Origin of the sequence: Streptomyces sp. M41(2017) (assembly GCF_002078175.1) — a bacterium.
Taxonomy (GTDB): Bacteria; Actinomycetota; Actinomycetes; order Streptomycetales; family Streptomycetaceae; genus Streptomyces.
In genome coordinates this window covers 1,231,336-1,252,038 of record NZ_MWFK01000002.1, presented here as the reverse complement: position 1 = coordinate 1,252,038, position 20,703 = coordinate 1,231,336, and the positions used below count along the sequence as shown (strand labels likewise).

Genomic DNA, 20,703 nt, shown 5'->3' with positions numbered 1-20,703 from the left:
CGCACGCCTCAGGGGCGGTACCGGAGCGGATGATCGGCCGGTGTCTCGACGAGCACGATCTCCGTTCCGTCCGGATCCGCGATCCACATCTCGATCAGCCCCCACGGCTCACGCACCGGAGGCCGCACCACCTCGACGCCGGCGGCCACCAGCTCCTCGTGGGCCGCCGCCGCGTCGGCGACCTGGAGCCACAGTTTCAGCGCGGGGGAGGGCGGTGTCGCGGACCGCCCGGCGACCTCCAGGAAGCCGCCGCCGAGGAAGTAGACGGTCCCGCGCTCGGGTCCCGTACCGAACTCGCGGTAGACGGCCAGACCGAGGCGTTCGCCGTAGAAGGCGCGTGAGCGCTCGGGGTCGGCGGGGCGCAGAAGGACGCGGCTGCTCAGTACGTGCACCATGCAGCGGGATCATAGGGGCGGGTTACGCTCAGGTGTGCTCGAACCGCGCCACCGAACGGAGAACCACTCCATGGAAACCGTCTCCACCGACCTGACCTTCCGCGACGCCGCGGACGGCGACGTGGACGTCCTGGTCGCGCTGATCGAATCGGCGTACCGGGGCGACTCCAGCCGCGCCGGCTGGACCACGGAGGCCGACATCCTGGAGGGGCAGCGCATCGACCCCGAGGGTGTCCTCGACGTCGTCAAGTCGCCCGACAGCCGCCTCCTGACGGTCGAGCGGGACGGCACGGTCGTCGCCTGCTGCCAGTTGCAGCACCGCGGCGACCACGCCTACTTCGGCATGTTCGCGGTCAGCCCGGCGCTCCAGGGCGGCGGCCTCGGCAAGGTGATCATCGCCGAGGCGGAGCGCACGGCGCGCGAGAACTGGGGCGTCACCGAGATGCACATGACGGTGATCTCCGTGCGCGAGGACCTCATCGCCTGGTACGAGCGGCGCGGCTACCGCCGTACGGGACGGATGACCCCGTTCCCGTACGGCGATGAGCGCTTCGGCGTCCCGAAGCGTGACGACCTGCGCTTCGAACTGCTGGTCAAGCCCCTCGCCTAGGGCGATGCCGTCCGGCTCGGGCGGCGGACCCCGGAAGCCGTCCGACGGCCGGTCCGCCCCCCCCCCCGAGCCTCACGCGGTGAAGCGGCCGGTGCGTTTGATCTCGGGGTAGTCGGTGGTCGCGCCGTCCAGCTCCAGGGCGCGCACCAGCCGCAGGTGGTCCTGGGTGTTGACCACCCAGCCGATGATCCGCAGCTCGGCCTCGCGGGCCTTCTCGACGACCTCCAGGCTCAGCCTGCGGATGTTGAGGCAGACGGTCTCGGAGCCGACCTCCACGGCGCGGTCCACCACGTCGACGCCGTAGCGGCTGGCGATCAGCGCGGTGCGGACGCCCGGCACCAGCCGGGTGATCTCGGCGACCGCCTCGTCGTGGAACGACGACACCTCCACCCGGCCGACCAGGTCGCGCCGCTGCATGACCTCCGCCAGCGCCCGAGCCGCCGCGACATCCTTGATCTCGGCCTGCAACGGCGAGCTGACGGCGTCCAGCACCTCTTCGAAGACCGGTACGCGCTCGCCGTGCCCGGCGTCCAGCGCGCGCAGCTCCGCGAGGGTCTTCTCGGCGATCGGCCCCGAGCCGTCGGTCGTACGGTCCACGTCGGCATCGTGCATGACGACGAGGGCGCCGTCCTTGCTCAGGTGCAGATCGAGTTCGATCAGGTCGAGGCCGGCGTTCTGCGCGGCGGTGAAGGAACGGAGAGTGTTCTCGGGTTCGACGCCCATCACTCCGCGGTGACCGATGGTGAGGAAGTTCAAGATGCGACTCGCTTCCGTCGACGGCGGCTCGGCTCGCGCGTGGTTCCGACGGGGACGCCCACGCGGCAAGGCCGCAGCCTAGTGGCCTGACTGTGCGATGTACCCGTTCCTGCGCCGGGCAATGAGGGTGTCGGACGAGGAGACCCTGCCCCGATCCGCGGACGGCTCACCGGAGCACCGGTCACGTCCTGCCGCGGCCGGCCCCGCGCGCCCCCGGGAGGCCCACCCCGCGGCCCCCGACTCCCGTGCCCCGCCGAAGAGTTCGGCTCGGCGCGCGGTGTCCGGCCGAGGCGCGTCCCGCCGCCGGAAGGCCGAGGCACATGGGGCCGTCTTTGTCGTGTCGGACAGGAAAAAGAGCGGTGAAGGCGGAGCTGCGCAGGATAATCTCTCGGATTCCCTCTTGCGGGAAGGAACCTCGTATACATACGGTGTCCATACGCGAGGTTCTCCTGTGGAGGGTGGGACATGACGGAAATGCTTGTGCAGGTGGGTGTGGAGGATCGGACTCCTCCCGTCGCCAGGGTGGTGGAGCACCCGGCATGGCCCGTGCTCAAGGATGCCGTCGAGGAGATCCGGCCCTGGCAGTCGAAGGACGGCTCCATCGACTTCGACGCGGACGACGCGCCCGACGCCTCGGACGTCGACCTGGCCGTCCGCCGCGCGATAGACGCGATCGAGCGGCTCTCCCCGCTGCTGCCGCACGACGTGGCGTACCACGAGGCCCTCGTGAAGGACCTGCGCCGCTGGGCCGACGCCGGGTTCCACGTGCCCGACTTCCTGGACTCGCTGCTGGCGTTCCAGCCCGCCGCGGCCCGCGAGGACGGTCTGCAGCACCTGGTCGTCTTCCCGATGTACACGCAGAACGGCAACCCGGACCGCAACTTCGAGGCGGTCGTCCTGCGCATGGTGTGGCCGGACTGGCTGGCCGAGCTGGAGCGCACGCGCTACGACAACCCGCTGTTCTGCGGCATCACCTTCGAGGACTTCACCGCGGGGTACGACACGAACTCCGCCGTGCTCTTCCCGGAGACCATCGCGGTCCGTGAGGCGCCCGAGCGCTTCTCCTGGGGCGGCATCTTCTGTGACCGCGAGGCCGCCCGCTTCCGCGCCGTCACCGACGCCGCCGTCGACCTCCTGAGCCTCGAGCTGCCCGAGGACATCGCGGCCATGGTGGACGACCAGCAGCGCTGCGAGCAGGCCTTCGTCCTGTGGGACATGGTCCACGACCGCACCCACAGCCACGGCGACCTGCCGTTCGACCCCTTCATGATCAAGCAGCGCCAGCCGTTCTGGATGTACGGCCTGGAGGAGCTGCGCTGCGACCTCACCGCCTTCAAGGAGGCCGTGAAGCTGGAGGCCGAGGGCAACCAGCACGGCCGTGACGTGCAGTACGCCGTGCTCTTCGACCGGATGTTCCGCTTCCCGGTCACCGGTGACCGCGTCCGCAACTACGACGGGCTCGGCGGCCAGCTCCTCTTCGCCTACCTGCACAAGCACGACGTCGTCCGCTGGACCGACAACAAGCTGCACATCGACTGGCAGCGCGCCCCGCAGGTCACCAACGAGCTGTGCGGCGAGATCGAGGACCTCTACCGGGCCGGCATCGACCGCCCGAAGCTCGTCCACTGGTTCAAGGCCTACGAGCTGGTCTCCACGTACCTCGCACCGCACCCGGGCTCCCGCTGGGCCAAGGGTCCGGACGCCCTGGACCTGTCCCAGCCGCCGCGCAAGCTGGTGGACGACGTGCTTCCGGACGAGTTTCCCCTGAGCATGTTCTATGAGGCGCTCGCCAAGAAGCTGAAGAACGTGATCGCCTCGACCAAGGGCATCACGGCGGCAGACTCCGAGCGGATCGCCGCGTGACCGACCGCGGTACCGAGATCATTGCTCAGGAGGCGAAGACCATGGGGAACGGGGCTCTCAGCGGTGCGGTGATCGCGGTGGCCGGAGCGGGTGGACCCGCCGGCCGTGCGACGCTGCTCCGGCTCGCCGAGGCCGGCGCGACCGTCATCGGCGCGGACAACGACGCGGAGCGGCTGGCCGAGGCCGTCGACGCCGCCAGCTACGCCCACGGCGGCTCCACCGTCGTCGGGGACACCGTGGATCTGCTGGAACTGCAGTCGACCCGTGACTGGGCCACCCGCATCCAGAAGGACTTCGGCCGGGTGGACGGCCTCGTCCACCTCGTCGGCGGCTGGCGGGGCAGCGAGACCTTCACCAAGACGGTCCTCGACGACTGGGACCTGCTCGAACTGCTGCTCATCCGTACCGTGCAGCACACCACCCTCGCCTTCCACGAGGCCCTGCAGAGCAGCGAGCGCGGCCGGTACGTCCTGATCAGCGCCGCCGGCGCGAGCAACCCCACCGCGGGGAACGCCGCGTACTCCGCGGCCAAGGCCGCCGCCGAGGCGTGGACGCTCGCCATGGCGGACTACTTCCGCAAGGCCGGCATCGCCGAGGGCGCCGAGGGCGCGACGTCCGCTGCTGCCATCCTGGTGGTGAAGGCGTTGGTGCACGACGCGATGCGCGCCGAGCGACCGAACGCGAAGTTCGCGGGCTTCACGGACGTCAAGGACCTGGCCGAGTCCATCGTCGACGTCTGGAGCCGGCCCGCCGCCGAAGTGAACGGAAACCGTCTGTGGCTGACCGAGAAGCCGTGAACCCTCCGAAGACCGACGCCCGGCGTCATCACGACCCGGCCGTCCGCGGTTTCGCCAGTGACAACTACGCGGGGGCCCACCCCGAGGTGCTCGCCGCGCTCGCCGTGGCCAACGGCGGGCACCAGGTCGCGTACGGCGAGGACGACTACACGGAGCACTTCCAGGGCATCATCCGCAGCCACTTCGGTGCCGGCGCGGAGGCCTTCCCGGTCTTCAACGGCACCGGGGCCAACGTGGTCGCCCTCCAGGCGGTCACCGATCGCTGGGGTGCGGTGATCTGCGCGGAGAGCGCGCACATCAACGTCGACGAGGGCGGCGCCCCCGAGCGCATGGGCGGTCTCAAGCTGCTCACGGTGCCCACGCCCGACGGCAAGCTCACCCCCGAGCTGATCGACCGGCAGGCGTACGGCTGGGACGACGAGCACCGCGCGATGCCGCAGGTCGTCTCGATCACCCAGAGCACCGAACTGGGCACGCTGTACACGCCCGAGGAGATCCGGGCGATCTGCGACCACGCCCACGCGCACGGCATGCGGGTGCACCTGGACGGTTCCCGGATATCCAACGCGGCGGCCTCCCTGGACGTGCCCATGCGGACGTTCACCAACGCCGTCGGCGTCGACATCCTCTCGCTCGGCGGCACCAAGAACGGCGCGCTGTTCGGTGAGGCGGTCGTCGTCATCGACCACGGCTCGGTCCGTCACATGAAGCACCTGCGCAAGCTGTCGATGCAGCTCGCCTCCAAGATGCGGTTCGTCTCCGTGCAGTTGGAGGCGCTGCTCGCCAAGGACCTGTGGCTGCGCAATGCCCGGCACGCCAACGAGATGGCCCAGCGACTCGCCGAGGGCGTCCGCGCGGTGCACGGGGTGGAGATCCTCCACCCGGTGCAGGCCAACGCGGTCTTCGCCCGCCTGCCGCACGAGGTGACCGAGCGTCTCCAGAAGCGCTTCCGCTTCTACTTCTGGGACGAGGCGGCCGGCGACGTCCGCTGGATGTGCGCCTTCGACACCACCGAGGACGATGTCGACGGCTTCGTCGCCGCGCTCAAGGAGGAGATGGCCCAGCGCTAGACGGGCGATCCCAGTCTCCTTCGAACTGCATAGGTATGCGGTCATCCGGAAAAGCATTGACTCCCGGGTGATCGCTTTCCTATGCTCTGCGGGCATGGAGCTGATCCAGGAAACCAGCGACCTGTCCGCTTATCTGGCCGCTGACGAGGTCGTCGACCATCACCATCCGCTCGTCCGCGCGACGGCGGCGCGGCTCGCCGCCGGGGCGGACGACTCGTATGCCTATGCGCGTTCGGCGTTCGAGTTCGTGCGCGACACCATCCCGCACTCGCAGGACTCGGGCGATCCGCGGGTCACCTGGCGCGCCTCCGACGTCCTGGAGCGCCGCACCGGCATCTGCTACGCCAAGGCTCACGCGCTGGCGGCCCTGCTGCGCGCCGAGGACATCCCGACGGCCTTCTGCTACCAGCGGCTCGGCGAGGTGCACGGACTCGTCGCCGTCCGCTTCCACGGCGCCTGGCACCGTCAGGACCCTCGCGGCAACAAGCCCGGCGTGGACGCCCGCTTCTCCCTGGACGGCGAACGGCTGGCCTTCACGCCCGATCCCGAGTCCAATGAGCTGGACTATCCGGTGTTGTACGCTGAACCTCACCCGGCCGTGCTCGGCGTCCTGAAGGCCGCCCCGGACCGGCCGTCCCTGTGGCGGACCCTTCCCACCGCACTCTGAGGCAAGGCCGACGATGACTCTCACGCTCACCGTGTCCGACGAGGTGCGCGCGCTCGCGCCCGGCTTCACCCACGTCGTCGTGGAGGCGGACGGCCTGGTGAACGGCCCGAGCACGGACGGCACTTCGGCGCTGCTCGACGACGCCGCTCGTCGGCTGGCCGACCGGCTGGGGGGACGGCCCCCGCACGAGGACGCGCACATGGCCGCCTGGCGGCAGACGTACACGGCGTTCGGCTCCAAGCCCTCCCGTACCCGCAACTCCGCCGAGGCGCTGGCCAGACGTGCCCTCTCGGACGCCGGCCTCCCGCGGATCAACGTCCTCGTGGACGTCTACAACGCGATCAGCGTGGCCCACCTGATCCCGGTCGGCGGCGAGGACACCGACCACATCCGGGGTGCGATGCGCCTCGTGCGGGCCACCGGCGACGAGGACTTCGTGACCGTCGCGGGAGGCGAGGAGACCATCGAGCACCCCGACGCGGGCGAAGTGGTCTGGCGCGACGACACCGGCGTCACCTGCCGCCGCTGGAACTGGCGCCAGGGACCGCGCACCCGGCTCACCGAGCGGTCGACCTCGGCCGTCTTCCTGCTGGAGAGCCTCGCTCCGATGCCCGTCGCGGACGTCGGGAGCGCGGGTGCGGAACTCGCCGAACTGCTGGCGAAGTTCAGCCCCGGGGCGCGGATCACCGTCCACGCCCCGGAGTGACGCCTCGGTGCGCGCCGGGCGGGAGGACCGTCAGCGGGCCTCGGCCGCGCGCACCTCTTCGGGGGTCGGCGCGGTCCCGCCGAGATGGGCGGGCATCCACCAGGTGTCGTCCGGCCCCTTGGGGCGTACGGGATAGGCGCGCTGCGCCGCTTCGAGCAACTCCTGGACCCGCTCGCGCAGTCGCCGGGTGATGGCGCCCGCGTACTGGTCCTGCGGGGCTTCCACCGGCTCGCCGACCCGGATGGTGATCGGGGTGTGGCTGCGCTTGAAGTTGCGCGGGTGACCCTTGGTCCACAGGCGCTGCGTGCCCCACAGCGCCATGGGGATGAGGGGGACGCCGGCCTCCTGGGCCATGCGCGCGGCACCCGACTTGAAGCTCTTCAGAGTGAAGGACTGCGAGATGGTCGCCTCGGGGAAGACGCCGATGATCTCACCGGCGCGCAGCGACTCCAGCGCGTGCTGGTAGGCCGTCTCGCCCTTCTCGCGGTCCACGGGGATGTGCTTCATGCCCCGCATCAGCGGTCCGGAGATCCTGTGCCGGAACACCGACTCCTTGGCCATGAAGCGCACCAGGCGCTTCTGCGGCAGGGCGGCCAGGCCGTCGAAGATGAAGTCCAGGTAGCTGATGTGGTTGCTGACCAGCACGGCGCCGCCCGAGCGCGGAATGTTCTCCGATCCCTGGCAGTCGATCTTGAGGTCCCAGGCCTTGAACAGCGTCTGGGCGAAGGCGACGACGGGACGGTAGACAAGCTCTGCCATGGACGGGGTGGACCCTTCTCTCTGCCTGGGAAGGGGTCTCCCGGCGGGAAAGTTACGCAGCCGTAGGTTTACGGCATTGCGCAGATCGTGCCCGAAGAACGGACGGGTGGCCAGTCCTGGTGCCGGAGAACCGCGAGATCCTTGTCACGTCGCGCACTTGATCCACCTCGGGGTTTTAACCTGCCTTTACTCCGCGCGTACCGTCACGCGCCGTACGAGCAGGTACATCTCGCACCCCAGGCAGTACCCGAACGCCGCATTGAGAAACGCCGCCGCGAGCGCGCACCCGGTCGCGGCGAGGCCGAGCCACTGCGGGCCGGCGGTGAAGCCGATCAGTCCGACCACCGCGAAGACGAGTCCGACCGCCTGCGCGAACTGCGGCGGCTCCGGCGCCTCGAACTGTTCCGGCGGTCCGAGTCGCGGCCGCACCACCTTCCGGAAGAGCCAGCCGTACGGCGAGCGCGCCACGCCGCCCGAGGCGCCCAGCGCGAACGCCAGCGTCTGCCACGCCAGCAGCCAGGTGCTCCCGGTGATGAGCGTCGCCGCAAGCACGACCGTCGTCACGACCGCGCCGAAACGCGGTCCCCTCACATCAATGTCCATGATTCAAGGATTCCGTATGCCGGGCAGTGCTCGACGCCGGGAATCAATGCGGTCTCATGAATGCTTGTGCATGTGATGACCGGACTTGTGGTGTGCCTGGCGGTGCTCGCGCTGACGAGCGTGTACGGAGTGCTGCATCGGCGGCGGAGCGGGAGGGTGACAGTGCGCGGGCGTGACGACGGAAAGCTGCTCGGTGCGGCGGAGTTGGGGGAGGGGCTCGGTGAACGGGCCACGCTCGTGCAGTTCTCCAGCGCCTTCTGCTCCCCCTGCCGGGCGACCCGGCGGGTCCTCGGCGAGGTGGCCGAGATGGTCCCCGGCGTGTCGCACGTGGAGATCGACGCCGAGGACCATCTCGATCTCGTCCGCGATCTCGGCATCCTCAAGACGCCCACCGTGCTCGTCCTCGACGCGGACGGCCGGATCGTGCGGCGCGCGACGGGACAGCCCCGCAAGGCGGACGTCATCGCCGCGCTGGGAGAGGCTGTCTGAACGGTGGCGATCATGGTGAGGCATCTCGCAGATACCCGTGCGCACTTGACTGCACGCACCACCTATCGTCAGCCTGACCGTATGCCCCCGGAACTCCTTCTCCACGAGCGCCTCCCAGTGGATCCGGCCCGCACCGCGAGTGGGCGCTGTCCGGGCTGTTGAGCAGCCAAGGACCCCTCCCCGCACCCGGCTCCGCCCGGCTGGTGGGATTTCCACGTCAGCCCTCGCAGAAGGACAACTCCATGTCGGCCACGCCCGGCCTCGGTACCGCCCGCATCGCCTCCCCGGATCTGCTCCGCTCCGTCTTCCGCCGGCACGCCGCCGGAGTGGCGGTGATCACCGCCACCGGTCCGCGGGGTCCCGTCGGCTTCACGGCCACCTCGCTCACCTCTGTCTCCGCCGAACCGCCGGTGGTCTCCTTCGGCATCGGCACCGGTGCCTCCAGCTGGCCCGCGGTGTCGGAGTCCGAGCATGTCGGCGTCCACATACTCGGCGAACACCAGCAGGACCTCGCCGCGACCTTCGCGCTGAGCGGGGCCGACCGGTTCGGCGCGCCCACCCGTTGGCGTAAGGGCCCCGAGGAAGTTCCCGTCCTCGACGACGTGCTGGCCTGGCTGGTGTGCCGGGTCGTGGCGCGGGTGCCCGCCGGGGACCACCGGATCGTGCTGGCGGAGGTCGTGCTCGGCGACGCCTCGGGTGAGGGCGGCCCGCTCCTGTACCACCAGGGGCGTTTCAACGGCCTGCGCGACTGAGGCGGGGCCTGGGCTGCTCGCCGGTTCCCCGCACCGGTTACACAGCGTTGCGAAGGTCACAGTTCAAAGCGCTTGCTTAGTGGGCACCCAATGGATGTACTGGCGAGTAATATTTCGTTCGGAGCGCGGGCCGCCCCGACCGGGATCGCCCGCTTCAGGCGCCTATGCTGCCTGAAAGAAGGCAGCCCAGAAATGACGATGCAGTAGGAGAGCCGGCGTGAGCTTGAGGATCGTTGTCACTGTGAAGTACGTGCCCGACGCCACTGGCGACCGGCACTTCGCCGATGACCTGACCGTCGACCGTGACGACGTGGACGGCCTGCTGTCCGAACTCGACGAGTACGCCGTCGAGCAGGCGCTGCAGATCGCCGACGACGCGGACGACGCCGAGATCACCGTGCTGACCGTCGGCCCCGAGGACGCCAAGGACGCCCTGCGCAAGGCGCTGTCCATGGGTGCCGACAAGGCCATCCACGTGGAGGACGACGACCTGCACGGCACCGACGCCGTCGGCACCTCGCTGGTGCTGGCCAAGGCCATCGAGAAGGCCGGCTACGACCTGGTCATCTCCGGCATGGCGTCCACCGACGGCACGATGGGCATCGTGCCGGCGCTGCTGGCCGAGCGTCTCGGTGTCCCGCAGGTCACGCTGCTCTCCGAGGTGACGGTCGAGGACGGCGTGGTCAAGGGCCGCCGTGACGGCGACACCGCCTCCGAGTCGCTGGAGGCCTCCCTCCCCGCGGTCGTGTCGGTGACGGACCAGTCGGGCGAGGCGCGTTACCCGTCCTTCAAGGGCATCATGGCCGCGAAGAAGAAGCCGGTGGAGTCCTGGGACCTGTCGGACCTGGAGATCGAGGCGGACGAGGTCGGTCTCGACGGCGCCTGGACCAAGGTCGACACCGCCACCGCTCGCCCCGCGCGCACCGCGGGCACGATCGTCAAGGACGAGGGCGAGGGCGGCAAGCAGCTCGCCGAGTTCCTCGCGGGCCAGAAGTTCATCTAGTCGCCGTGGGTCCGGGGCGCGTCCCCGGACCGGCACAGCGGCCGAGGCCCACCCCGCTTACCGCCCCTCAGACTTCGTAATCCGCAGGAGAGCATCCCCATGGCTGAAGTTCTCGTCTATGTCGACCACGTGGACGGTGCCGTCCGCAAGCCCACCCTGGAACTGCTGACGCTGGCCCGCCGCATCGGCGAGCCCGTCGCCGTCGCCCTCGGCTCCGGTGCCGAGAACACCGCCGCCGCGCTCGCCGAGCACGGCGCGGTGAAGGTCCTCACGCACGACGCCGCCGAGTACGCCGACTACCTCGTCGTACCGAAGGTCGACGCGCTCCAGGCCGCGTACGAGGCCGTTTCCCCGGCGGCCGTGCTCGTCCCGTCCTCCGCCGAGGGCAAGGAGATCGCGGCCCGCCTCGCGGTCCGCATCGGTTCCGGCATCATCACCGACGCCGTCGACCTGGAGGCCGGCGCCGAGGGCCCGGTCGCCACGCAGTCGGCGTTCGCTGCCTCGTACACCACCAAGTCCCGCATCTCCAAGGGCACCCCGGTCATCACGGTCAAGCCGAACTCGGCCGCCGTGGAGGCCGCCCCGGCCGCCGGCACCGTCGAGGCCCTCGCGGTCTCGTTCTCCGACAAGGCCACCGGCACCAAGGTCACCTCGCGCACCCCGCGCGAGTCGACCGGCCGTCCCGAGCTGACCGAGGCCGCGATCGTCGTCTCCGGCGGCCGTGGCGTCAACGGCGCGGAGAACTTCTCCGTGATCGAGGGCCTCGCCGACTCGCTCGGTGCCGCCGTGGGCGCCTCGCGTGCCGCGGTCGACGCCGGCTGGTACCCGCACACCAACCAGGTGGGCCAGACCGGCAAGTCCGTCTCGCCGCAGCTGTACATCGCCTCCGGCATCTCCGGCGCGATCCAGCACCGGGCGGGCATGCAGACGTCGAAGACGATCGTCGCGATCAACAAGGACGCCGAGGCGCCGATCTTCGACCTCGTCGACTACGGCGTGGTCGGTGACCTCTTCGAGGTCGTCCCGCAGCTCACCGAGGAGATCAAGTCCCGCAAGGGCTGATCGCTCCGTGCTCCACGAGGCCCCCGTGACCGCGCGCCGGTCCCGGGGGCCTCGGTGCATCCTGGGGAGGCCGGGCACGCGGGCCGCGGCCGTGTCCCAGGATCCAAGAGGGTGTTGACCCGCGAGAAGCTCGCCGGATAACTTCGCTCTACGGATTGTTGATTCCGTAGTGCGGAAAACAGGAGGGTGTGGCATGGGTCAGGGCCAGCAGGAGAAGGTGGCGACGAGCCTCGCGGGAGCCGTCAGCGAGGAGATCAGCGCCTCCCTCGCCCCGGTCGACGCCGAACTGGAGCGCCGTTACCCCGGGGACCCCGGCACCCGCCAGCCCGTCCACACCGTGTACGTCCCCGGTGACGCGTTCGCCGCCGACACACTCCGCACCTGGGGCGACCGCGCCCTCGCGGCCCTCGACGAACACGCCCCCGACGCCGCCTCCTTCGCCGCGGTCCTCGGTCTGTCCGACGAACTCGCCGGGTCCGTGTACGACCGCGTCCGCGCCAAGCTCGAGCGGGAGCCCGTCGAGGACCTGCGCGTCGACTTCGAGGACGGCTACGGACCGCGCCCGGACGCCGAGGAGGACGCCACGGCGGCCCGCGCCGCGCGGCTGATCGCCGAGGCCTACGAGAACGGCACCGCCGCCCCGTACATGGGCATCCGCATGAAGTGCATGGAGGCGCCGGTGCGCGACCGGGGCATCCGCACCCTCGACATCTTCCTGACCGGCCTGATGGAGGCCGGCGGCCTGCCCGAGGGGCTGGTCCTCACCCTGCCCAAGGTGACGTACCCCGAGCAGGTCACCGCGATGGTCCGGCTCCTGGAGCAGTTCGAGAAGGCGCGCGGCCTGGAGCCCGGCCGGATCGGCTTCGAGATCCAGATCGAGACCAGCCAGTCCATCCTCGCCACCGACGGCACCGCGACCGTCGCCCGGATGATCCAGGCCGCCGAGGGCCGCGCCACGGGCCTGCACTACGGCACCTTCGACTACAGCGCCTGCCTCGGCGTCTCCGCCGCCTACCAGGCCAGCGACCACCCGGCCGCCGACCACGCCAAGGCGATCATGCAGGTCGCCGCCGCGGGCACCGGCGTCCGCGTCTCCGACGGCTCCACGAACGTGCTGCCCGTCGGCACCACCCAGAAGGTGCACGACGCCTGGCGCCTGCACTACGGCCTCACCCGGCGCGCCCTGGCCCGCGCCTACTACCAGGGCTGGGACATGCACCCCGGCCACATCCCCACCCGCTACGCCGCCGTGTTCGCCTTCTACCGGGAGGGCTTCGAACAGGCCGCCGCCCGCCTGGCCCGCTACGCCAACCACGCGGAGGGTGACGTGATGGACGAGCCCGCCACCGCCAAGGCCCTCAGCGGCTACCTGCTGCGCGGCCTCGACTGCGGCGCCCTCGACATCGCCGAGGTGGCCCGCGCGACCGGCCAGACCCGGGCCGACCTGGAGGCCTTCGCGTCACCGCGGCGGGGGGACCTGACGATCTCGGGTCAGTAGACGACGGGCCCCGGTGAACGGCGCCGGCCGCCCACCCGAGGGCTGTTCACACCGAAGGCGCGCCACCTCCCGGGAGGCGGCGCGCCTTCGGCGTGCCCGGCTCCGCGCCGTCGTCCTCAGCGCCCTGGCCGCAGTTCGCCCGAGCCGCGGGTGATGAGGCGGGTCGGGAGTTCGATCCGCTCCGGGGCGAGCAGGGTGCCGTCGAGCTGGCGGAAGAGGCGTTCCGCCGCGGTGCGGCCGAGGGCGGCGGCGTCCTGGGCGACGACCGTGACGCCCGGTTCCAGCAGGTCGGCGAGCTCGATGTCGTCGAAACCGACGAGTGCCACGGGACGGCCGCGTTCGGCGATCACGCGGACGACGGTCACGGTGACACGGTTGTTGCCGGCGAAGACGGCGGTGACGGGGGAGGGGCCGGAGAGCATCGTCTCGGCCGCCTCGCGCACCCGCTGCGGGTCGGTGACGCCGAGGGACATCCAGTCGTCCTCGACGACTATCCCGGCGTCCTCCATGGCGGCCCGGTAGCCCCGCAGACGCTCGGCGGCCGTGTGGATGCGCGGCATGTCGCCGATGAAGCCGATGCTGCGGTGTCCGTGCGCGATGAGGTGGGCGACGCCGTCCCGTGCGCCGCCGAAGCTGTCGGACAGGACGACGTCGGCGTCGATCCTCCCGGCGGGGCGGTCCACGAAGACCGTGGCGACGCCCGCCTTTATCTCCGGCTCCAGATAACGGTGGTCGTCACCTGCCGGGATGACGACCAGCCCGTCCACGCGTCGCGCGCACAGGGCGAGGACCAGTTCCTGCTCGCGGTCCGGGTCCTCGGCGCTGGAACCGTTGATCAGCAGGGCGCCGTGGGCCCGGGCCACCTCCTCGACCGCGCGGCTCAGCGGCCCGTAGAAGGGGTCGGCGAGGTCCTCCAGGACGAGACCGATGCTGGCGGTGCGGCCCTTGCGGAGCACCCGGGCGCTGTCGTTGCGCCGGAACCCCAGGGCGTCGATGGCCTCCTGGACGCGCCGCTCGGTGTCGGGGGTGACGCCGGGCTCGCCGTTCACCACGCGGGAGACCGTCTTCAGGCCGACTCCCGCACGCGCCGCCACGTCCTTCATGGTCGGACGATTGCCGTAGCGGTTCTCGGATCGGCGGGCGGTCTCGGCCACGATGTGCTGTCCTGTCCTGTCGTCCACGGGGATGCGTAGGTCCATGGGGTTGTATGAGGATGTGGCGTCGAGCATAGAGCCTGGACAACGTTGTCAGATGCGGGAGACACTGTCCACCGCAATCTCCGGCCTGCGTCTTCCCCAGGGCGCACGGTTCCCGTCGTCCGCGGACGCCTGCCGCGCGGCGTACGACGGGGTCCGATCCTGCTCGGTTCTCGGCCGGAAACAGGCACCCGGACCCGCGGCGCGGCGGGCCCGTCACGACACCCCATGGGAGATCTGACTCTGATGCACACCGACCTCGTGGCCGCGCTCGACATCGGCGGCACCAAGATCGCCGGAGCGCTGGTGGACGGCCACGGCCGGATCCTGGTGCGCGCGCAGCGCGCGACACCCGCGCAGGAGGACGGCGACACCGTGATGCGTGCCGTCGAGGACGTGATCGGCGACCTGTCCGACTCCCCGCTGTGGAGCAGGGCCGGCGCCCTCGGTATCGGCAGCGCGGGTCCGGTCGACGCCTCGGCCGGCACGGTGAGCCCCGTGAACGTCCCCGGCTGGCGCGGCTACCCGCTGGTCGAACGGGCCGCCAAGGCCGCCGGAGGGCTGCCCGTCGAGCTGATCGGCGACGGCGTCGCCATCACCGCGGCCGAGCACTGGCAGGGCGCCGCCCGCGGTCACGACAACGCGTTGTGCATGGTGGTGTCCACCGGCGTGGGCGGCGGCCTCGTGCTGAACGGCCGGCTGCACCCCGGTCCCACCGGCAACGCCGGCCACATCGGACACATCAGCGTCGACCTGGACGGAGATCTCTGCCCCTGCGGCTCGCGCGGCTGCGTCGAGCGCATCGCGAGCGGCCCGAACATCGCCCGCCGCGCGACGGAGGGCGGCTGGCGGCCCGGACCCGACGGTGACACCTCGGCCGCGGCGGTGGCCGAGGCGGCCCGTGCGGGCGACCCGGTGGCCGTGGCCTCCTTCGAGCGGGCCGCTCAGGCCCTCGCCGCGGGCATCGCGGCGACCGCGACCCTCGTGGAGATCGACATCGCGGTGATCGGCGGCGGCGTCGGCAAGGCCGGCGACGTGCTGTTCACCCCGCTGCGCAGGGCGCTGGCCGACTACGCGACGCTCTCCTTCGTCCAGCGGCTGACCGTGGCGCCCGCGCTCATGGGCACGGACGCCGGTCTCGTCGGCGCCGCCTCGGCCGCGCTCACCCGGAAGGCGAGCGCGGCCGAGGCCCGCGTCTGACCGTCGTGGTCCCGGTGACCGGGACCACGACACCCGTCCCACAGGGGAATCGGACCGGACAGGGCGACAGGCGTCAGCAACTGAGCTTCGCGTCGGCCCAGTCCGCGTGGTCCGAGTCGATGCCGTCGCCGCCGTCCGTGACGACCAGACGGACCACCTGGGCGCCGGTCACGTCGGCGGTGAGGGCCTGTGCCGGCATCGCGTTGGTCAGGACGCCGGTGGAAGCGACCTTCGTCCCGTCCGCCCAGATCTCGAAGGCGACCGTGCCCTTGGTGCCCTTCTCGTCGTCGAGCCCGACATCGGCGGTGACGCGCTCGCAGGCCGTGCCGGTGTAGTACTCGACCGTGCTCTCGGCGTGCACGCCCAGTCCTCGGGCGTACGGCACGCCGCCGATGGTGAGGGTCCCCCCGTCGCCCGAGCCCTCCTCACCGTTGCTCGTGTCGCGCTCGACCGGTCCCCAGCCGTTGGTCGTCGAGAGCCAGGGCAGGTCGCCGAGCGGGGACGTGCCCGCCGGGGGAGCCACCACCACGGACGCCCGCACCGGGAGTTCGGCCTCGGCGGCGATCCCGGTCGGCGAGCGGTAGACGGCCTTCAGCACGAGGTCGTACGATCCGGCGGCCGTCCCCGCGGGCGCGGTCACCCGCCACGGCGTCCGCAGGGAGCGCCCGGTGGGGAGCGAGGCAGCGGTCGTCGGTCCCGTCGCGGCGACCGCCCAGCCGGCCGGGCCGCGCAGCGTCACCGCCACCCGGGTGGCGGAGGTGCGCCCGAGGTCGGTCACCGCGGACGTCAGGGTGGCCGTCCTGCCCGCCTCGACCAACGGGCTTCCCTCCAGGCCCAGTTCGACGGCGGGCGGGTTCTTGGACCACGCGGGGTCCGCGGAGACCCGGACGAGGACGGTGCCGTGCGCCGGGACGGTGGCCGCGATCGTGCCCGCCGTGTTGGAACTGCGGTGCCGCCACAGATCGCGCAGGGTGTAGGCGTCCGCGCCGGGCAGGCCGACGGCGGCCGCGGTCGTCGCGATGCGCTGCGCGGTGCCCGACTCGTTGAACAGCGCCACCGTGCGGCTGCCGTCCCGCATCTCCTTGGCGACGACCCAGCGCCCGTCCGTCGAGGAGATGACCGAGCCCTGCTTGCCCAGCGGGTCCTGGTCGACCGCGACGACCTCCTTGTTGCCGAGGATGTCGAAGGTCGCGGCGGAGGCGGTGCGCAGGTCGGAGCCGATGAGCAGGGGGGCCGCCATGACCGACCACATCGAGAAGTGCGATCGGTACTCCGTGTCCGTCATCCCGCCGTTGCCGACCTCCAGCATGTCCGGGTCGTTCCAGTGCCCCGGTCCGGCGTACGGGGCGAGCGGCAGGTTCTGCTTGAGGATCGAGAGCATCGAGCCCCAGCTGTCGCTGATGTCACCGGTCGTGCGCCACAGATGCCCGACGTCGGAGGCCCACTCCCAGGGCTTGTTCTCGCCCCATTCGCAGATGCTGTAGACGATGGGCCGGCCCGTGGCCCGCAGTGCGTCCCGCATGGTCGTGTACCGCGATCGCGCGTCCACGCCCTGGTTGTTGCAGTTGTCGTACTTGAGGTAGTCGACGCCCCAGTCCGCGAACTGCCGCGCGTCGCTGTACTCGTGGCCGAGGGCGCCGGGAAACCCGACACTGTCGCAGGTCTTGGTGCCGGCGCTGGTGTAGATGCCCAGCTTGAGGCCCTTGGAGTGCACGTAGTCGGCGACGGCCTTGATCCCGCCCGGGAACCGCTCGGGGTCCGGGACGAGCTTGCCGTCCGCGTCCCGGGACGGCAGCGCCCAGCAGTCGTCGAGGTTGACGTACCGGTAGCCGGCGTCCTTGAGCCCCTTCTCCACGAAGAGGTCGGCGATGCCCTCGACCATGTCCTGGTCGAACTCGGCGCGGCAATGCGTGGAGTTCCAGTTGTTGAAGCCCATCGGCGGGGTGAGCGCGAGCCCATCCGCGGAGGTGGGGGAGGCGGTGCGCGCGGCGGGGACCGCCGCGGTGGCGCCGCCCGGCGCGGCGAGCGCGGGCGTGGTGAGGGCGGGCGTGGTGAGGGCGGCCGCGCACAACAGGCCTGCGGCCAGCGCTCCGGCCACTCTGGTACGGCCCGGGAGCGGCGCGCGTGCGGTGCGGGCTGTGCCGGTTCCGGGGGGTGTGGGGGTGGTGCGGGTGTGAAGGTGACGCATCGTTACGTTCCTCCGAACTCGCGACAGATGGGGTGTCTTCATGTCCGCGACAATGGTGCGCGTTTACGGTAGGACCTGTCGGACTCTGTTGGAAGGTGTGTGATCGCATCACTCGATGAGCCGAAGGCGCGCACCGATCGCCATCGGTTCGGGACGAGGAAGGTGATCCACCCGTGACCCCCTCCCCGCCTTCGGAGTTGAACCGGGCATGAAGAAGCGCAGCATGCTCGCCATCGCCTCCCTCGCCACCGGGTTCGTCGTCGCGGCGATCACCCCGTCGCACGCCGTGGACGCGGACGCCCTGAGCGACCTCAACGTCAACGACACGCTCAGCGCCGTCGACCACACCGTCGGCAGCGACAGCCTGGCGGTCGACGAAGGGGCCCTGGGCGGCACGAACAGCTGAACACCCCGACCCCAGGCGCCGGTGTCCCCAGCACGGGGACACCGGCGCCACGCCGTGGGTGCCCCCTCATCAGCGGCTGGTTTCCGTGGCAGGGTGGAGCGGGCAAGCCTCAGGGGGCCAACAGAAGAGGGGGAATCGTGATCGTCTGGATCAACGGTGCGTTCGGTGCGGGAAAGACCGCCACCGCACGGGAACTGATCGAGCTGATCCCGAACAGCACGCTCTTCGACCCCGAGGTCGTCGGGGGCGCACTCACGCACCTGCTCCCCGCCAAACACCTCGCCGAGGTCGGCGACTTCCAGGACCTGCCGATCTGGCGCCGGCTCGTGGTCGACACGGCCGCCGCGATGCTCGCCGAACTGGGAGGTGTCCTCGTCGTCCCCATGACCCTGCTCCGCCAGGAGTACCGGGACGAGATCTTCGGTGGACTCGCCGCCCGCCGCATTCCGGTGCACCACGTGCTCCTCGCCCCGGCGGAAACGATCCTGCGCGAGCGAATAGCCGGGCGCGAGGTGTCCCCGGAGCCCGACGGCGAGACGCGTGTGCGGCAGTGGTCCTACGACCACATCGAGCCCTACCGGGCCGCGCTCGGCTGGCTCACCGCCGACGCCCACCCCGTGGACACCAGCGCGCTCACCCCGCACGACACCGCCGTCCGCATCGCCGACGCCGTGCGCGGCGGGGACGCGCCCGTGTGCGACATCGTGCAGACCCCGGAACCCACCGCCGAGACGGTCGCCGCCGGGGTGCTCCTCTTCGACGAGCGCGACCGCTTCCTGCTCGTCGATCCCACGTACAAGGCCGGCTGGGAGTTCCCCGGCGGCGTCGTCGAGGCCGGAGAGGCTCCGGCGCGCGCCGGGATGCGCGAGGTCACCGAGGAGACCGGTGTCGTCCTGGACGAGGTGCCCACACTGCTCGTCATCGACTGGGAGTCCCCCGCGCCCCCCGGTTACGGCGGCCTGCGGCTCCTCTTCGACGGTGGTCGCCTCGACGAACACGCCGCGCGGGGACTGCTGTTGCCGGGCCCCGAACTCCGCGAGTGGCGCTTCGTCACCGAACAGGAGGCCGCCGACCTCCTGCCGCCCGTCCGCTACGAACGGCTCCGCTGGGCCCTGCGCGCCCGCGAACGCGGCGCCGCGCTCTACCTGGAGGCCGGCATCCCCCTCGGCTGACACCGCCGCACCGACGGGCCCGGCCGACACCCCGGCCGGGCTGCCGTGAGCGTCCCGCCCCGGAAGCCCCGGAGGGCCCGCACCGTGCGGTGCGGGCCCTCCGGTCTCGGCGCGTGCTCGGCTGCGCCGCGCGGTTCGTGAGGCTCAGCTCGCCGCGTAGTTCTGCAGGAACAGCGCCTCGGAGACCGACAGGCGCTCCAGCTCGTCCGGGGAGACGCTCTCGTTCACCGCGTGGATCTGCGCCTCCGGCTCGCTCAGGCCGATGAGCAGGATCTCCGTCTCCGGATACAGCGAGGCGAGGGTGTTGCACAGCGGGATGGAGCCGCCCATGCCCGACGACTGCATCTCCTGGCCCGGATAGGCGACGGCCATGGCCGCCGCCATCGACGCGTACGCCGGGCTGGAGGTGTCGGCCCGGAACGCCTGGCCCTGGCCGATCTGCTCCGTGGTGACGCGCGCGCCCCACGGCGTGTGCGCCTCGATGTGCGCCCGGAGCAGCTTCGACGCCTCGTCGGCGTCCACGCCCGGCGGCACCCGCAGGCTGACCAGCGCCCGGGCACCCGCCTGCACGGAGGGCGTCGCGCCCACGACCGGCGGGCAGTCGATTCCGAGGACGGTCACGCTCGGACGCGCCCAGACGCGGTCGGCGACGGTGCCGGAGCCGATCAGCTCCACCCCGTCGAGCACCTTGGCGTCCTCACGGAACGCCTGGTCCTCGTACTGCAGGCCGTCCCACACGGACTCGGCGTCCAGACCGTCGACGGTCGTCGAGCCGTCCCGGTCCCGCAGCGAGTCCAGTACGCGGATCAGCGCGGCCAGCGCGTCGGGTGCCGCGCCGCCGAACTGCCCCGAGTGCAGGTTCCCTTCCAGGGTGTCCACCTGAACCCGTACGAGGGTCATGCCGCGCAGCGTCGCCGTCACCGTCGGAAGACCCGCCCGGAAGTTGCCCGCGTCGCCGATGACGATGGTGTCGGCGGTGAGCAGCTCCGGGTGCTCCTCGGCGTAACGCTCCAGACCGCCGGTGCCCTGCTCCTCGGAACCCTCGACGATCACCTTGACGTGCACCGGCACGCCGCCGTTCGCCTTCAGCGCGCGCAGCGCCAGCAGGTGCATGATGACCCCGCCCTTGCAGTCGGCGCTGCCCCGCCCGTACCAACGGCCGTCACGCTCCACCAGGTCGAACGGCGGGGTCGCCCAGGCCGCTTCGTCCAGCGGCGGCTGCACGTCGTAGTGCGCGTACAGCAGAACCGTTTTGGCGCCCTCGGGGCCCGGCAGGAAGCCGTACACGGACTGGGTGCCGTCCGGGGTGTCCAGCAGCGCCACGTCCTCGAAGCCCTCGGCACGCAGCGCGTCGGCGATCCAGTTCGCCGCACCCTCGCTCTCGCTCCTCGGATACTGGTCGAAGTCCGCCACCGACTTGAAGGCCACCAGCTCGGTGAGCTCCGCCTTCGCCCGGGGCATGAGCGAGGCGACGGTCTCGGCGACCGGATTCGACGACATGGGCACGCTCC

Annotated in this window: 21 protein-coding genes; 14 read left to right on the top strand and 7 right to left on the bottom strand. The window is 71.2% G+C overall.

Features of this window, described 5'->3' with window-relative positions; genetic code table 11:
* Positions 1-8 precede the first annotated feature (8 nt).
* Positions 9-395, bottom strand: coding sequence for a VOC family protein (locus tag B0675_RS31170; protein WP_081222947.1), 387 nt, complete (start codon positions 393-395; stop codon positions 9-11).
* A gap of 70 nt (positions 396-465) precedes the next feature.
* On the opposite strand from B0675_RS31170, the gene B0675_RS31165 reads away from it, so the two are divergent.
* Positions 466-1,005: a GNAT family N-acetyltransferase gene (locus B0675_RS31165; RefSeq protein WP_081222946.1), complete on the top strand. Its 540-nt coding sequence runs from the start codon at positions 466-468 to the stop codon at positions 1,003-1,005.
* A gap of 72 nt (positions 1,006-1,077) precedes the next feature.
* Here B0675_RS31165 and B0675_RS31160 read toward each other — a convergent pair whose 3' ends face one another.
* Positions 1,078-1,761, bottom strand: a complete 684-nt coding sequence (locus tag B0675_RS31160) for a glycerophosphodiester phosphodiesterase family protein (RefSeq protein ID WP_081222945.1) — start codon at positions 1,759-1,761, stop codon at positions 1,078-1,080.
* Between the two features lie 465 nt (positions 1,762-2,226).
* On the opposite strand from B0675_RS31160, the gene B0675_RS31155 reads away from it, so the two are divergent.
* The 5 genes from B0675_RS31155 (at position 2,227) to B0675_RS31135 (ending at position 6,864) form a co-directional block, all read left to right on the top strand.
* The gene (locus B0675_RS31155; protein ID WP_081222944.1) at positions 2,227-3,624 is read left to right on the top strand and encodes a DUF6421 family protein; all 1,398 of its coding nucleotides are present in this window, start codon (positions 2,227-2,229) and stop codon (positions 3,622-3,624) included.
* Positions 3,625-3,665: 41 nt separating this feature from the next.
* Positions 3,666-4,421: an SDR family NAD(P)-dependent oxidoreductase gene (locus tag B0675_RS31150; RefSeq protein ID WP_081223989.1), complete on the top strand. Its 756-nt coding sequence runs from the start codon at positions 3,666-3,668 to the stop codon at positions 4,419-4,421.
* On the top strand, positions 4,418-5,491 hold the full coding sequence (locus tag B0675_RS31145) for a low specificity L-threonine aldolase (protein ID WP_081222943.1): 1,074 nt from the start codon (positions 4,418-4,420) through the stop codon (positions 5,489-5,491). The genes B0675_RS31150 and B0675_RS31145 overlap by 4 nt, the downstream gene beginning before the upstream one ends.
* 94 nt (positions 5,492-5,585) lie before the next feature.
* Positions 5,586-6,158, top strand: a complete 573-nt coding sequence (locus B0675_RS31140) for a transglutaminase domain-containing protein (RefSeq protein ID WP_081222942.1) — start codon at positions 5,586-5,588, stop codon at positions 6,156-6,158.
* Between the two features lie 13 nt (positions 6,159-6,171).
* Positions 6,172-6,864: a phenylalanine--tRNA ligase beta subunit-related protein gene (locus B0675_RS31135; RefSeq protein ID WP_081222941.1), complete on the top strand. Its 693-nt coding sequence runs from the start codon at positions 6,172-6,174 to the stop codon at positions 6,862-6,864.
* Between the two features lie 30 nt (positions 6,865-6,894).
* Here the strand turns inward: B0675_RS31135 and B0675_RS31130 are convergent, their stop codons facing one another.
* Together B0675_RS31130 and B0675_RS31125 are read right to left on the bottom strand one after the other, a co-directional pair.
* The gene (locus B0675_RS31130; RefSeq protein WP_081222940.1) at positions 6,895-7,623 is read right to left on the bottom strand and encodes a lysophospholipid acyltransferase family protein; all 729 of its coding nucleotides are present in this window, start codon (positions 7,621-7,623) and stop codon (positions 6,895-6,897) included.
* A 186-nt stretch (positions 7,624-7,809) separates the two neighbouring features.
* Entirely contained in the window at positions 7,810-8,226 is a 417-nt protein-coding gene (locus B0675_RS31125) for a DUF4395 domain-containing protein (RefSeq protein WP_081222939.1), read from the bottom strand.
* A gap of 75 nt (positions 8,227-8,301) precedes the next feature.
* Between B0675_RS31125 and B0675_RS31120 the strand changes: the two genes are divergently transcribed.
* The 5 genes from B0675_RS31120 (at position 8,302) to B0675_RS31100 (ending at position 13,030) form a co-directional block, all read left to right on the top strand.
* Entirely contained in the window at positions 8,302-8,715 is a 414-nt protein-coding gene (locus B0675_RS31120; protein WP_081222938.1) for a thioredoxin family protein, read from the top strand.
* Positions 8,716-8,957: 242 nt separating this feature from the next.
* Positions 8,958-9,467 carry a flavin reductase family protein gene (locus B0675_RS31115; RefSeq protein WP_081222937.1) on the top strand — a complete coding sequence of 170 codons (510 nt, stop codon included), beginning with the start codon at positions 8,958-8,960 and terminating at the stop codon, positions 9,465-9,467.
* A gap of 217 nt (positions 9,468-9,684) precedes the next feature.
* Positions 9,685-10,470, top strand: coding sequence for an electron transfer flavoprotein subunit beta/FixA family protein (locus tag B0675_RS31110; protein ID WP_081222936.1), 786 nt, complete (start codon positions 9,685-9,687; stop codon positions 10,468-10,470).
* A 99-nt stretch (positions 10,471-10,569) separates the two neighbouring features.
* Entirely contained in the window at positions 10,570-11,532 is a 963-nt protein-coding gene (locus B0675_RS31105) for an electron transfer flavoprotein subunit alpha/FixB family protein (RefSeq protein WP_081222935.1), read from the top strand.
* A gap of 193 nt (positions 11,533-11,725) precedes the next feature.
* Positions 11,726-13,030: an aldolase/citrate lyase family protein gene (locus B0675_RS31100; protein WP_081222934.1), complete on the top strand. Its 1,305-nt coding sequence runs from the start codon at positions 11,726-11,728 to the stop codon at positions 13,028-13,030.
* Positions 13,031-13,146: 116 nt separating this feature from the next.
* Here B0675_RS31100 and B0675_RS31095 read toward each other — a convergent pair whose 3' ends face one another.
* A complete protein-coding gene (locus tag B0675_RS31095; protein ID WP_179165479.1) occupies positions 13,147-14,229 on the bottom strand; it encodes a LacI family DNA-binding transcriptional regulator in 1,083 nt (360 codons plus the stop codon).
* Between the two features lie 243 nt (positions 14,230-14,472).
* Between B0675_RS31095 and B0675_RS31090 the strand changes: the two genes are divergently transcribed.
* Positions 14,473-15,426: an ROK family protein gene (locus B0675_RS31090; protein WP_081223987.1), complete on the top strand. Its 954-nt coding sequence runs from the start codon at positions 14,473-14,475 to the stop codon at positions 15,424-15,426.
* Positions 15,427-15,499: 73 nt separating this feature from the next.
* Here the strand turns inward: B0675_RS31090 and B0675_RS31085 are convergent, their stop codons facing one another.
* Positions 15,500-17,524, bottom strand: a complete 2,025-nt coding sequence (locus B0675_RS31085) for an NPCBM/NEW2 domain-containing protein (RefSeq protein ID WP_081222932.1) — start codon at positions 17,522-17,524, stop codon at positions 15,500-15,502.
* Positions 17,525-17,822: 298 nt separating this feature from the next.
* Between B0675_RS31085 and B0675_RS31075 the strand changes: the two genes are divergently transcribed.
* Entirely contained in the window at positions 17,823-18,020 is a 198-nt protein-coding gene (locus tag B0675_RS31075; RefSeq protein WP_081222930.1) for a hypothetical protein, read from the top strand.
* A 134-nt stretch (positions 18,021-18,154) separates the two neighbouring features.
* Entirely contained in the window at positions 18,155-19,192 is a 1,038-nt protein-coding gene (locus B0675_RS31070; protein WP_081222929.1) for an NUDIX hydrolase, read from the top strand.
* Positions 19,193-19,336: 144 nt separating this feature from the next.
* On the opposite strand, the gene B0675_RS31065 is transcribed toward B0675_RS31070, so the two are convergent.
* Positions 19,337-20,692 carry a dipeptidase gene (locus B0675_RS31065; RefSeq protein WP_081222928.1) on the bottom strand — a complete coding sequence of 452 codons (1,356 nt, stop codon included), beginning with the start codon at positions 20,690-20,692 and terminating at the stop codon, positions 19,337-19,339.
* Positions 20,693-20,703 lie beyond the last annotated feature (11 nt).

Bases quoted from the DNA above. Each gene is read 5' to 3' on its own strand.
- B0675_RS31100 (WP_081222934.1), top strand. From the start codon at position 11,726: ATGGGTCAGGGCCAGCAGGAGAAGGTGGCGACGAGCCTCGCGGGAGCC.
- B0675_RS31170 (WP_081222947.1), bottom strand. From the start codon at position 395: ATGGTGCACGTACTGAGCAGCCGCGTCCTTCTGCGCCCCGCCGACCCC.
- B0675_RS31115 (WP_081222937.1), top strand. From the start codon at position 8,958: ATGTCGGCCACGCCCGGCCTCGGTACCGCCCGCATCGCCTCCCCGGAT.
- B0675_RS31075 (WP_081222930.1), top strand. From the start codon at position 17,823: ATGAAGAAGCGCAGCATGCTCGCCATCGCCTCCCTCGCCACCGGGTTC.
- B0675_RS31125 (WP_081222939.1), bottom strand. From the start codon at position 8,226: ATGGACATTGATGTGAGGGGACCGCGTTTCGGCGCGGTCGTGACGACG.
- B0675_RS31095 (WP_179165479.1), bottom strand. From the start codon at position 14,229: ATGGACCTACGCATCCCCGTGGACGACAGGACAGGACAGCACATCGTG.
- B0675_RS31090 (WP_081223987.1), top strand. From the start codon at position 14,473: ATGCACACCGACCTCGTGGCCGCGCTCGACATCGGCGGCACCAAGATC.
- B0675_RS31130 (WP_081222940.1), bottom strand. From the start codon at position 7,623: ATGGCAGAGCTTGTCTACCGTCCCGTCGTCGCCTTCGCCCAGACGCTG.
- B0675_RS31065 (WP_081222928.1), bottom strand. From the start codon at position 20,692: ATGTCGTCGAATCCGGTCGCCGAGACCGTCGCCTCGCTCATGCCCCGG.
- B0675_RS31105 (WP_081222935.1), top strand. From the start codon at position 10,570: ATGGCTGAAGTTCTCGTCTATGTCGACCACGTGGACGGTGCCGTCCGC.
- B0675_RS31140 (WP_081222942.1), top strand. From the start codon at position 5,586: ATGGAGCTGATCCAGGAAACCAGCGACCTGTCCGCTTATCTGGCCGCT.
- B0675_RS31135 (WP_081222941.1), top strand. From the start codon at position 6,172: ATGACTCTCACGCTCACCGTGTCCGACGAGGTGCGCGCGCTCGCGCCC.
- B0675_RS31150 (WP_081223989.1), top strand. From the start codon at position 3,666: ATGGGGAACGGGGCTCTCAGCGGTGCGGTGATCGCGGTGGCCGGAGCG.
- B0675_RS31155 (WP_081222944.1), top strand. From the start codon at position 2,227: ATGACGGAAATGCTTGTGCAGGTGGGTGTGGAGGATCGGACTCCTCCC.
- B0675_RS31120 (WP_081222938.1), top strand. From the start codon at position 8,302: ATGACCGGACTTGTGGTGTGCCTGGCGGTGCTCGCGCTGACGAGCGTG.
- B0675_RS31165 (WP_081222946.1), top strand. From the start codon at position 466: ATGGAAACCGTCTCCACCGACCTGACCTTCCGCGACGCCGCGGACGGC.